Annotated in this window: 9 protein-coding genes; 1 reads left to right on the top strand and 8 read right to left on the bottom strand. The window is 49.4% G+C overall.

Annotation, left to right across the window (positions count from 1 at the left end; translation table 11 throughout):
- Positions 1 to 176: 176 nt before the first annotated feature.
- From glnA to M3202_RS15165, 3 genes are all read right to left on the bottom strand, one after another.
- Entirely contained in the window at positions 177 to 1,535 is a 1,359-nt protein-coding gene (glnA, locus tag M3202_RS15175; protein ID WP_251224164.1) for a type I glutamate--ammonia ligase, read from the bottom strand.
- 422 nt (positions 1,536 to 1,957) lie between these two features.
- Positions 1,958 to 3,442 (bottom strand): degradosome RNA helicase CshA, encoded by a 1,485-nt coding sequence (cshA, locus tag M3202_RS15170; protein ID WP_251224163.1) that lies wholly within the window; start codon positions 3,440 to 3,442, stop codon positions 1,958 to 1,960.
- A 95-nt stretch (positions 3,443 to 3,537) separates the two neighbouring features.
- Positions 3,538 to 5,220, bottom strand: coding sequence for an alpha-glucosidase (locus M3202_RS15165; RefSeq protein ID WP_251224162.1), 1,683 nt, complete (start codon positions 5,218 to 5,220; stop codon positions 3,538 to 3,540).
- A 224-nt stretch (positions 5,221 to 5,444) separates the two neighbouring features.
- Here M3202_RS15165 and M3202_RS15160 point away from each other — a divergent pair, with 224 nt between their 5' ends.
- Positions 5,445 to 6,989 carry an FAD-dependent oxidoreductase gene (locus M3202_RS15160; RefSeq protein ID WP_251224161.1) on the top strand — a complete coding sequence of 515 codons (1,545 nt, stop codon included), beginning with the start codon at positions 5,445 to 5,447 and terminating at the stop codon, positions 6,987 to 6,989.
- A gap of 277 nt (positions 6,990 to 7,266) precedes the next feature.
- Here M3202_RS15160 and M3202_RS15155 read toward each other — a convergent pair whose 3' ends face one another.
- The 5 genes from M3202_RS15155 to M3202_RS15135 all read right to left on the bottom strand — a co-directional run bounded on the left by M3202_RS15155 (position 7,267) and on the right by M3202_RS15135 (position 12,556).
- On the bottom strand, positions 7,267 to 7,746 hold the full coding sequence (locus M3202_RS15155) for a 2,4'-dihydroxyacetophenone dioxygenase family protein (RefSeq protein ID WP_251224160.1): 480 nt from the start codon (positions 7,744 to 7,746) through the stop codon (positions 7,267 to 7,269).
- 27 nt (positions 7,747 to 7,773) lie between these two features.
- Positions 7,774 to 8,553, bottom strand: coding sequence for an SDR family NAD(P)-dependent oxidoreductase (locus M3202_RS15150; protein WP_251224159.1), 780 nt, complete (start codon positions 8,551 to 8,553; stop codon positions 7,774 to 7,776).
- Positions 8,554 to 8,693: 140 nt separating this feature from the next.
- A complete protein-coding gene (locus M3202_RS15145) occupies positions 8,694 to 9,704 on the bottom strand; it encodes a C-terminal binding protein (RefSeq protein WP_251224158.1) in 1,011 nt (336 codons plus the stop codon).
- A 285-nt stretch (positions 9,705 to 9,989) separates the two neighbouring features.
- A complete protein-coding gene (locus tag M3202_RS15140; RefSeq protein WP_251224157.1) occupies positions 9,990 to 12,170 on the bottom strand; it encodes a DNA topoisomerase III in 2,181 nt (726 codons plus the stop codon).
- 68 nt (positions 12,171 to 12,238) lie between these two features.
- Positions 12,239 to 12,556 (bottom strand): DMT family transporter, encoded by a 318-nt coding sequence (locus M3202_RS15135; protein WP_251224156.1) that lies wholly within the window; start codon positions 12,554 to 12,556, stop codon positions 12,239 to 12,241.

The following is a 12,556-nucleotide window of genomic DNA, read 5'->3' as shown; positions in this document are numbered from 1 at the left end:
GGTTTGCCTCGGACTTCCTTCAGATTCTAGGTCACCCTAGACACCCTTGTCGTTGGCTAACAGTTACAGTGACCTTCACTGCTCGGGACTTGAACCCTATAGCCCATGCACATGCCGGGCACACCAAGAAAAAGCTGGTCAAAAGGGAAACAACCTTTTGACCAGCTTTTTAATTTTTAGAATTTCGCTTGGTAGGCAGAAACTTCCCAACCATGAACTGTTGTGCGGAACTCATCGTATTCTGCACGCTTTAATGCAACATATTCACCGAAAGAGTGCTCGCCCAATGCCCGGCGACCGATTTCGCCAGCTTCAAAACGATCAATCGCCGCTTCGAGGTTAGTCGGTAAGTTTTCGATCCCGCGCTTTTCAATCTCCGCAGCATCCATCGCAAAGATATCGGCATCAACAGCCGGAACAGCTGATAATTGACGCTCTACCCCGTCAAGACCGGCAGTCGCGATGATCGCAAAGGCAAAATACGGGTTTGCTGATGGATCCGGACAACGGATTTCGACACGCGTTCCCGCTCCGCGAGTGGCAGGAATTCGGATTAACGCCGAACGGTTCGAAGCCGACCAGGCAATATAACAAGGCGCTTCGTAGCCCGGTACAAGACGCTTGTAAGAGTTAACAAGCGGATTTGTTACCGCGACAAAATCCTTTACATTCTCCATTAAACCAGCGATGAACTGATAGGCTGTCTCTGATAGTCCAAGCTCATCTGACTCATCATAAAACGCATTTTCCTGCTTCTCAACATCAAAAAGCGAGATATTCGTATGCATTCCACTTCCGTTTGCCCCTGCTAACGGCTTTGGCATAAAGGTCGCATGCAGACCAAATTGCTGAGCTACCGTCTTGACGACCCACTTATACGTTGTCGCTGCATCAGCCGAACCTAACGCATCGGCATATTTAAAGTTAATTTCATGCTGCCCGATCGCTACCTCATGGTGAGAAGCTTCGATCGTGAAGTTCATCATTTTCAATGCTCTATAAATTTCCAAACGAACGCGTTCCCCTAAGTCTTTTGGCGATGGTTCAAAATAGCCCCCGACATCCTGTGTTCTTAGTGTTGGCTGTCCATATTCATCCGTTTCAAATAAGAAGAATTCAAGTTCAGGTCCTACGTTAATCGAATAGCCCTTCTCTTTCGCTCGTTCTACCGTTTTTTTTAGCACGTTACGAGGATCACCCTCGAAGTCTGAACCGTCAGGATTTGTTACACTGCATAGAAAGCGTGCTTCTGAATATCCGTCTTCGACTGTCCAAGGCAATACAGCGAACGTTGTTAAATCAGGCGCTAAATACAAGTCAGAACGGTTAATCGGCGTGTAGCCTGTAATGGAAGAACCGTCAAACATCACCTTCCCGTCAACAACCTGATCAATTTGCTCAGCTGTGACTGTAACATGCTTTAATGTCCCTTCAATGTCAACAAACTGCATATGAAGTAATTCGACATTCTTCGCTTTAATCGTTTCCTTGATCGTTTCTATTAAGCTCTCTCTTGTTGGTGCAGATACCGTCATCCCCAAACACTTCCTTTTCATGTAATCTTATGTGACATCAATTTGTTATGTTTTACTTTAAAGCTGATTGAAGATTTCCGCAATAACAATGTCAGATAATCTGACATAAAACCTTTTCTATCCATTTCCTTACTATAATTAGCAGTTGATTACATAAAAAAAAATCGGCTGCAAGCTGCAGCCGATTCAATCAAGGGGTAATACGATGAAGAGTCTTACTTGTGTGGGTCTCCTTCAAGATACCAACCCAACACACAAGAGACAACCCTTTCCGCTTAAACTTAAAAAAATGCTAACATAATTTACAATCACTTAAGAAAAACGCGTACCGTCCTAACTAAAAGCGGGGCCACTCAGCTCTCCGCGTAATGCGTGAAGCCGATGCCCCGCCCCGAATCATTCCTTATCAAGCGGCTTTTCTTTTATGCGTGATGCTTCGCTTTACGCTGTTGCCCGCCACGGCCTTGCGACGACTGGCGGCGACCGCTGTCCTTCCCGCGGTACTGCGAACGACGGCGATCATCTCCCCGACGCTGACGATATGGTTTCCCTGCGCCAGAGCCTCCGCCCTCGCGGCGTTTTTTCGCGCGTAGCGGTGCTTCCGCTGTAAGGCGGACCGGTGTCATATCCGGCTCTTTTGTCAGAAGCTTCAGCGCCGCGGCAAGTGCTGTTGTCGCGTCTGACTCCTGCAGAAGCTCCTTGGCCGCTTGACGGTAAGCGTCAGCTCCTCCGTCTGCAATCAGTGAACGAAGCTGGTTGAGAGCAAGCTGCTGCTGGCCTTCAATCGCCTCTTCAAAAGACGGCATTTCACGCTTCGTCATCTTTTTCTTCGATAAACGCTCAATCGCTTTAACATGATCCTTTTCACGCGGCGTCGCAAAGGTAACCGCCACACCCGATTTCCCAGCACGCCCTGTACGTCCAATCCGGTGGACGTAGCTTTCCGGATCCTGCGGCAAATCGAAGTTATAAACATGCGTCACTCCGCTAATATCGAGCCCGCGCGCTGCCACGTCAGTAGCAACAAGCACGTCAATCAAACCGTTCTTAAATTTGCGCAGGACACTGTCACGCTTCGCCTGGTTCAGATCACCGTGAATTCCTTCTGCGCGATAGCCGCGTTTTGCGAGTGCCTCTGCCAGCTCATCAACCCGACGCTTCGTCCGGCCAAATACGATCGCCAGCTCCGGCGTATGAATATCAATTAACCGGCATAAGGCATCGAACTTATCACGTTCGGCAAGCTCAATATATTGCTGTTCAATGTTTTCCATTGTTACTTCTTTTGCTTTGACTGCAATAAGCTCGGGTTCCTTCATAAAGGTTTGCGCCAGCTTTTCAATTCGCTTCGGCATTGTAGCAGAGAACAATAATGTTTGACGCTCCGTCGGAACCTCTTTCAAAATGGTCTCAATATCCTCAATGAATCCCATATTTAACATTTCATCCGCTTCATCCAGAACGACTGTTTCCACTTCCTGAAGACGGATCGTCTTACGGCGCATATGGTCCATCAAACGTCCAGGTGTGGCGACGATCACATGAGGTTTCCGCTTTAAATCGCGAATTTGCTTGCGCATATCCTGTCCACCGTAAACGACGACCGTGCGCACACCCTTATATTTTCCAAAGGCAATCAGCGATTCCGAAACCTGATTGGCCAGCTCTCTTGTCGGCGCAAGAATTAACGCCTGCACATGGTCCTCTTCCGTCTTTATCCGATTAATTAGCGGCACGCCAAATGCGCCCGTTTTTCCTGTTCCTGTTTGCGCCTGACCAATGATATCCTTACCCTCTAAGGCAGTTGGTATCGTCGCTGTTTGAATAGGTGTGGCTTCTGAAAAGCCCATTTCTGTTACGGCTCTCACCACTTGATGGTCCAAGCCAAATTCATAAAAAGTTGCCAAATATATAATCTCCTTTATCAGTGTTATCCACCGTACTTAAATAAAAAAACATCTTTTAATGATACCATGTCCAAAAAGTCAATGCAATATAATTGTTAAGAATTTAAATCTCCAACACCTTTTTCCCGCTCTTTATATACCCTCGCTTCGTAAGGATGAAACCAGGCATTCGAACAGGGCTGCAGATTTGATAGTATCAGCTCCATTCTCGACAATTGTGCAGCCAGCTCGGCCTCGAGCTTCGACTCAGCCGCTGCCATATTGACGACGATCAAATACGACTCTTCCTGCCACACTCGGCGATAGGCATAAATCGCCGGGTCATCCTTTGCCTCCAGCACATAGCGTCCATAGAGCAACGGCAGGGAATCTTTTCGCAGGCTGATCATCGCTTTGTAATACGAGAGGACGGAGTCAGCATCCAGTTCCTGGGCGGCGACATTGATCGAGCGGTAATTCGGATTAACCCCGATCCATGTTTTGTCGGACGTTGAAAAGCCGGCTTGTGCTGAATCATCCCATTGCATCGGTGTCCGGGCATTGTCTCTTCCGTCCTTCCAAATCGAAGCGATCGCTTCATTGCCGGACAGGCCGGCCTCCCGTTTAAGCCGATACTCATTTTTCGCGCTTACATCACGATACTCATCAATTGAAGAAAACCTGACATTTGTCATGCCGATTTCCTGCCCTTGATAAATAAACGGCGTCCCCTGCATAAAAAAGAATAATGTGGCGAGAGCGGTCGCGCTCTCACGCCAATACTTTTCATCGTTGCCCCAAGAGGAAACGCTTCTTGGTTGATCATGATTTTCCAAAAATAAAGCATTCCAGCCTACACCGTCCAGCTCTTTCTGCCATTTAGAAAGCACTTGTTTCACCTTTTTAAGATCGAATTGCTCCCCGTCTTTCCCCCACAAGCCAAGATGCTCAAATTGAAAGATCATGTTAAAAATCCCGCCGGCTTCTCCGACCCATAAGCCGGCTTCTTCAGCGGTCACCCCATTCGCTTCCCCGACTGTAACGATGTCATGGTTGGCAAAGGTACGCTGCTTCAACTCCTGCAAAAACAGATCGATCCCTTTTTGATTCAGATGGCCTTCAAAGGAAGGAACGTAGCGCAGGCCTTTCGGGTTGGGCAGATCAGGGAGACCTTCCGCTTTCTTAATATGGGAAATCGCATCGACCCGAAAGCCGTCAATCCCTTTAGCGAGCCAGCCGTTTATCATCTGATAAAGTGCGTGGCGGACCTCTTTGTTCTCCCAATTTAAGTCGGGCTGCTTCTTTGAAAAAAGATGCAGGTAATAGTCCCCAGTAAGCTGATTATATTCCCAGGCTGACCCGTGAAAGATCGATTCCCAATTGTTCGGCTCACTTCCGTCCTGCTTTGGTTCTTTCCATATATACCAGTCCCGCTTCGCAGAGTTTCTCGAGGAGCGCGACTCAATAAACCATGGATGCTCATCGGACGTGTGGTTAATGACCAAATCAAGAATCAGCTTCATATTCCGCTTATGAATTTCGTCCAACAGACAATCAAAATCGGCCATCGTCCCGTACATCGGCAGAATCGCTTCGTAATCGCTAATATCATAGCCGTTGTCATCATTTGGTGAAGCGTATATAGGACAGAGCCAGATCAAATCAATTCCCAGCTCCTTCAAGTAGTCCAGCTTTTCGATGATTCCCCGCAGATCGCCGTTCCCATCGCCATTTGAATCCTTAAAGCTACGCGGATAAATTTGGTAAGCAACGGCTTCCTTCCACCAGCATCTTTCCATTCCTTGCCTCCTCTTAGTATACCCCGTTCCTCTTTCTCTCTTTCATATTTTATACTCAATAAGATTACATTGAACCGGCTGGAAGTGGGTATGTTAAAAAACAACTGCATGTTCATCGTTCTCCACAGCACGTAAACATTTCAAAAGCGGTATAACAAGTCATTCACTTTTTTATACTTACTTTTCTTTTAAGAAAGTATTCCATGAATTGGAGGAAGATAGCTATGACAGATCTCAACGACAGGAATTCATCCTTACCAGAACGGCCGGAGCCATTTTGGCGTGTTTCCACCCAGTTGGCTTCCTTCCCCGCTCTCACTCAAGACATTGAAACCGATGTGGCGATTGTCGGTGGAGGCATCTCCGGTTTGACGACAGCCTACCTGCTTGCAAAGGCTGGAAAAAGAGTAACTCTGCTTGAGGCGGATGTGCTGGCCAATGGTACAACCGGTCATACGACAGCGAAAATAACCGCCCAGCATGACATCATTTACGCTGAGCTCATTTCCCACATTGGCAAGGAGCAGGCGAAGCTTTACTACGAAGCGAGCATGGATGCTTTGCGCTTCATACGCAGTCTTGTCAAAGAAGAAAAAATGGAGTGCGACTTTTCTGAGCAGGACGCCTATTTATATACAACGACGAACCAAGGTGTAAAAAAGCTAGAGGATGAGTACAACGCTTACCAGGAGCTCGGTATTCCAGGAGAGTTACTAACTAGCATTCCGGTGAAAAACATTCCGGTGAAAGCAGCCCTCGTCATGAACGAGCAAGCCCAATTCCATCCGTTAATGTATGTCGCTCACCTCGTAAAAGGCATTGTCGATAATGGCGGTTCTATTTACGAACAGACCGTGGCGCTCGATATGGAAGAAAAGAGTCGTCCGGTTATTTTGACAAAGAGCGGCGCAAAGGTTCAGGCTGATCATATTGTGATCGCCTCTCATTTTCCATTCTTCGATGGCAGCGGATTATATTTCTCGAAAATGTACCCGTCCCGTTCCTATGTCGTCGCCGCAAAAGTGGACAACGACTTTCCAGAAGGAATGTATTTAAGCATTGACTCTCCGTCCCGCTCCCTGCGCTATACGATGATGGATGGGGAGAAGCTTGTCTTAATCGGCGGACAAAATCATAAAACGGGACACGGCATCGACACAATGAATCATTACGAGGCGCTTGAGCAGTACGGGCAGGAAATCTTCCAGACGCTCGACATTCGCTTCCGCTGGTCGGCGCAGGATTTAACAACACTGGACAAAATTCCTTATATCGGGCGGCACTCCAAGCTCCACCCTTCGATTTTTGTCGCGACAGGCTACCGGAAATGGGGAATGACGAACAGTACCGTCGCTGCGCTACTGATTAGCGATCTTATTTTACAGCGCCCCAATCGATACGAGGAATTGTTCAGTCCAAGCCGTTTTGTCGCCGATCCAAGCATCAGGAATTTCATTTCGCAAAACACCGATGTCGCCAAGCAGCTTTTTCAGGGAAAGTTTGATCAGACAGAGCGCAAGCCGGAAGAGGTTAAAAAAGGGGAAGGCACAATCGTCAATGTGAATGGCAAACGCGCCGGCGCCTACCGCGAACAGGACGGCACCCTGCACGTCGTCGATACAACCTGCACCCATATGGGCTGTGAGGTTCATTGGAATCACGGTGACCATACATGGGATTGCCCTTGCCACGGCTCACGCTTTTCATACAAAGGCGAAGTCGTGGAAGGGCCGGCCAAACAGCCGCTCAAATCCATTAAAACCGACTAGTGGCTCCGTTCGCTACTCGCAGGAGAGGATGAGACAAAAGCATCTAGCAGCAATGGCTTCACTCGCCACATGCCTGTTGTGAGAAACCCACTCACAACAGGCTTTAATAGTTCGTGGCGGTTGCGCTCATTGCCTGGGGCCGGCGCTAGTGGCTCCGTTCTGCGCTCATCCGATACCGAAAAAACCCGTTTCGGTATCGGATTTCAAAACCAGGCGCAGACTCCGCACACCGTTTCGTCAAGACCTCTCAGGAAAACCTTCCTGAGAGGTCTTGACTTCAGTAAACGAGGTTTTTCTTTTCGATGTTGTGCTGGTCACAGTAGTCGTAGTAGCGTTTCATTTTGCTGAAGACGTCGTCCTGGACGATCACCTGGTCATGGTCATCGAGGTACTGGATTGTGCCTTCGAGCATAAAGATTGTGATCATATCCTCTTCCCCGTCGACTGTAAGCGTATGAATGTCGCCCGGCGGCTCAAAGACGAACGTCCCCGGCTTGGCCGACCACTCCCGTTCTAAATAGCGCCATTCCCCTTGAATTGTGTAGGCGAGCACTTGACCGCCTGTATGGCGATGTCGGTTGACCACACCACCCGGCTTGACCTTTAACAGATTAATCCAGGCTCCTGTTGCCAAATTAAAACGCACCGGTTTAAACCAGACACGATCTCCCTGGGGCACCCATGGAATTTCATTCAAATCAATCGCTTGATCAGGCAAACCCATCTGTTCTGTGAACGTGTTTAAATCAATACTCATTTTCTGCTCCTCCTTTTTCTCCTTGTTTTATGATTGAGCGGCCGGCGGATAAAGCACCGGATCCCCAGCCAACAAACCACCATCTATCGGAATATCAACACCCGTGACAAAGCTAGCATCGTCCGACAGCAGAAAATCAATTACCGCTGCTACCTCCTCCGGTCTGCCGAACCTTCGTTGCGGAGTGCGGGAAAGAATCCGTTCCTTGAACACCGGGTCCTTTGTTGCGCCGGCAGATAGTTGTGTTTCAATATAGCCCGGACTGACGGCATTGACGCGAATATTATCCTCCGCCCAGTCCACGGCCAGACACTTTGTCATTTGAATGACGGCCCCTTTAGACGAAGCGTAGCTGATTAAGTTTTTACTGCCATAATGAGCGAGCATCGAGCCGAAATTAACAATGCTGCCGCCGCCATCCTTGGCCATATAAGGATAAACGGCCTGGCACATCAATAAACCGCCGACTAAATTAATCGACAAAACCTGTTGATAATCCTCCTTTTGAACGCTTTTCGCCGGCGCGCGCGTAATAATCCCGGCCGCATTGACCAAATAGTCCATTCTGCCAAAGTCACGGTAAATCTCGGAAACTACCCGGGATACCGCCTCTTCGTCAGAGACATCTCCGTCATAATAGACAACGCTTCTTCCCTGCTCCTGCAGCGAGCGCTCCGTCTCCCGCCCAAGCTCTTCTGTAATGCCGACGATCGCGATGCGAACCCCTCTGTTGCTTAATCGTTCCACGACCGCGCGTCCGAGGCCTGTTACTCCTCCTGTGACGATCGCCACCTTTCCTGCATTCACCCAAGCCACCTCCTGTAAACTGCTGTTTCAGAAAACCGCGTAGCGGCTTATCTTAGAAGCGGCGTGCGAAGCCGCCTCCCTTCCCCAAATCAACCCGAAAATCTTATACGTTCTTATCTGTTAAAAAGCCGGTTCACTCACTAGACTACGAGATTCTGATTAGCCTTCAGCGCAATTTTCGGCTTCACCTCCTTATTCACCAAATATGGCGGATAATGACCGGTAAGCACGGCCGCCACGTTCTCGGCACATTTTCTTTTCAGCTCCTGCTCCGATTCTACAGAGTACCAGGCGACGTGTGGATTGAGGATGACGTGCTCCATCTGTAAAAAAGGATGATCGCCCGATAGTGGCTCCACTTCGACGACATCGAGTCCAGCCCCGGCAATCTCTCCATTTTGCAAGGCAAAGATGAGTGCCTCTTCATCAACGACCGGACCTCTCGCCGTATTAATCAGAAAAGCCTCGTTCTTCATCAGTTTAAAGTGCTCCGCTCTGATCATGCCGCGCGTCCGCTCCGTCAGTGGCGCATGAATCGAAAGATAGTCGGCATTTTGGCACAGCTCCTCCAGCGAAACAAGCTCCACGTTCAAGTCGGCGGCAATTTCCACTGAAACAAACGGATCAAACGCCATTACTTTTAAACCAAAGGCCTGCGCTTTCGGAACGAGAGCACGCGGAATGCTTCCAAGTCCGACGAGTCCGAGTATCCGGTTTTTCAGCCGATAAACCGGCACCCCCTGCTTAAAATCCCATAAGCGGTCTTCCTTAATTGCGGCGTTCAGCTTGACGACTTTCCGGGCGCAGGCGATCAGCAGGGCAAAAGCATGGTCGGAAACTTCATCCAGACAGTAGTCCGATACATTGCAAACTAAAATGCCCGACTCCGTTGCTGCCTGAACATCAACCGTGTTGACCCCGATCCCGTACTTCGCAATAACTTTGCAGTTGTCGAGCGTGTTGATGACCCTTTGGGACAAAGGCGCATATTGATTGAAAATCGCATCTGCCCCTTTGGCCGCTTCGATCACCTCGTCCTCTGTCCGGCATTGCATCGGAATGAGCTCCGCCCCAATGCCCGAGAGGACTATCCGTTCAATATCAAGAGAGCTGTATTCATAATCCGTGACGACTACTTTGAATTTCCCCATCTAAACGGCCCTCACTTTCCATCTATTATAAAGCGCTTACAAAAATAAGAAAAAAGGATAGATATATGTAATATATTACATATTAAAAATTTTATTGTCAAGCTGAAACACTTACGAACCGATAAGCTGGATGGCGGCTGTAACGACCTTCACGTTTCTGTATTAGTCTATTAGCTGAATCGTCCATATATTAATAGAAAACCTGTCCTTCCATCGCAGAGCCCTGTCTATGAAAAAACCAAGCCTGGAAAAAGGTCCATCCCATCCTTTGTTCCAGGCTTTCCTCTACTTATCCAACTTCAGCTTAGCCAACGCTTCAGCCAACGCATTGTTGGCAAATTCGTCTTGCTTGTTTTGCTTTTTCATATAGTTGGCGACTTCTTTTTTTGACACTTTCTTATGCTGATTCTCTTTGCGCCGTTCCTGAAAAGCCGACAGCTTCTCGCGATGACCACAGCTGCAAACGAAGGTCTGTCCTTCCCCTTCACCCCAGAGCTCCAGCTTCTTTTTGCATTTCGGGCAACGGGCGTTGGTCACTTTGGCAATATTTTTCTTATAGCCGCACTGTCGATCCTGACAGACCCGCTTTTTGCCATGCTTTGTGTTCAGTTCAATTAGCAGCTTTCCACATTGCGGGCACGGTGTTCCTGTAATATTGTCGTGCTTGAACGTTTTGTCGCTTTGCTTGATTGATTTGACGATGCTGCCGGCGTACTGTTTCATTTCCTCGACAAACTGTGACTTGCTCAGTTCGCCCTTGGCGATTTTCTCCAGCTTCAGCTCCCATTCGGCTGTTAAAGCAGGGGATTGAAGATCTTCAGGGACGAGGTCAAGCAGCTGCTTTCCTTTTCCCGTCAGAAACAGCTCTTTCCCCCTCTTTTCCATCAGCTGTGTCTGCAGCAGCTTCTCAATGATGTCGGCCCGCGTTGCCACCGTTCCGATCCCGCCCGTTTTGCCGAGCGTATCGGCGAGCTCCTTCTCCTCCTTGCTTAAAAAAGCCATCGGCTTTTCCATTGCGGTAAGCAGCGTCGCTTCAGTCAGCCTTGCCGGAGGCTTCGTTTCCCCATGCTTTAACTCGACCTTGGCCAAACGAAGCTGTTCCCCTTTTTGCAGGCGTGGAAGGTCAACATCCTCCTCTGTCCGGGAACCATCTTCGGCATACACTTCCTTCCAGCCGGGCGAGAGCGTGCGTTTTCCTTTGGCGATGAGCTGTTCCCCAGCTATCTCTGCACTAACCGTCGTCTGCTCATATTCCATCGCTGGAAAAAGAGCGGCGAGAAACCGGCAGACGACAAGGCGATAAAGCTTTGTCTCTTTTTCGCTCAGCGCAGCAGGGGCCGGCGCCTGCTCGGTCGGAATAATCGCATGGTGATCGGACACCTGCTTATCATTGATGCAGGCAAGCCGCTGATCAAACGAGCGTCCTTTCAACAAAACAACGACTTTCCGAAATGGCTGCACGTCACACGCCTTAATCCGCTCCGGCAACGTCCCGACAAGATCGGAGGAAAGATAGCGCGAATCGGTCCGCGGGTAGGTCACCGCCTTATGCTGCTCATATAAGCGCTGCAGGATCGACAGCGTCTCCTTCGCCGAAAACCCGTAACGGCTGTTCGCTTCCCGCTGTAATTCTGTTAAATCGTACAGCTGCGGAGGCGGGGTTTTCTTTTTCACCGTGTCCACTGCAGTAATGACGCCGTTCGCGTTCTTCAGCTTTTGTTCCAGCTTCTCGGCTTTGGCTCGGTCAAAAATACGCTGCTCCTTCGTCTTTTGATCGTGCCATTGCAGCGTCAGCCCCTGTGTGGTCGTCACCATCAGCTGGTCATAAGGGACTGGCTTGAACGAACGAATATCAGCTTCCCTTTTCGCAATCATCGCCAATGTCGGCGTCTGCACGCGTCCGCACGATAGCTGCGCCTGAAATTTAGTCGTCAGCGCCCGCGTTCCATTAATGCCGACATACCAGTCCGCTTCTGAGCGGGCAACGGCCGAGTGATAAAGGCCTTCATATTTTTTCGCGTCTGCGAGCTTGGCAAAGCCCTGCTTAATCGCCTGGTCGGTGACGGAGGATATCCAGAGCCGTTTCAATGGCTTGGTAACATGCGCTTTTTCAAGTATCCATCTTGCGACCAATTCTCCTTCACGTCCGGCGTCGGTCGCGATGATGACACGATCGACATCCTTTCGTTGCAGCTGCGCCTTTACCGCGTGGAACTGCTTGCTCGTCTGCTTAATGACCACGAGCTGCAGGCGCTTCGGCAGCATCGGCAAATCCTCCAGCTTCCACGTTTGATACGTTTCCCCATAGGCTTCAGGCTCAGCGAGCGTAACGAGATGGCCCAATGCCCACGTGACAATATATTGATCTCCTTCCAGAAAGCCATTTCCTTTCCGCTCACAGCGCAGCACTCTGGCAATGTCCCGGGCGACGGACGGCTTTTCTGCTAATACAACCGCTTTTTTCATAAAAACATCCTTTCTCAACAGATCACTTCTTTTCAGTATACATGATCTGTCTTTCCCCAGCTAATCACTTATGCCGTGACGAGCTTCAAGCCGATTACAGCGGTGATGATCAGACTTAAACAGACCATCCGGGTGATGCTTCTCGCCTCGCCGTAAAAAAGCATTCCGATAAGCGCTCCGCCAGCCGCCCCAATTCCGGTCCAGATCGCGTAGGCCGTCCCCATCGGCAACGTTTTCAGCCCCAGCGACAACAAAAAGAAACTGATCGCAAATGCGGCGAATAACGCAAGCAGGCTGGCGGCAGATTTGCTCTTATGAAACTGGTTCATCATCGTCACCCCGAGCATCTCAAAGATGCCGGCAAGGATCACATACAACCACGCCAT

This window comes from Halalkalibacter oceani (genome assembly GCF_023715605.1).
Lineage (GTDB): Bacteria > Bacillota > Bacilli > Bacillales > Bacillaceae_D > Halalkalibacter > Halalkalibacter oceani.
The sequence above is the reverse complement of the archived record's forward strand: the minus strand, read 5'-3'. Positions and strand labels throughout refer to the sequence as shown.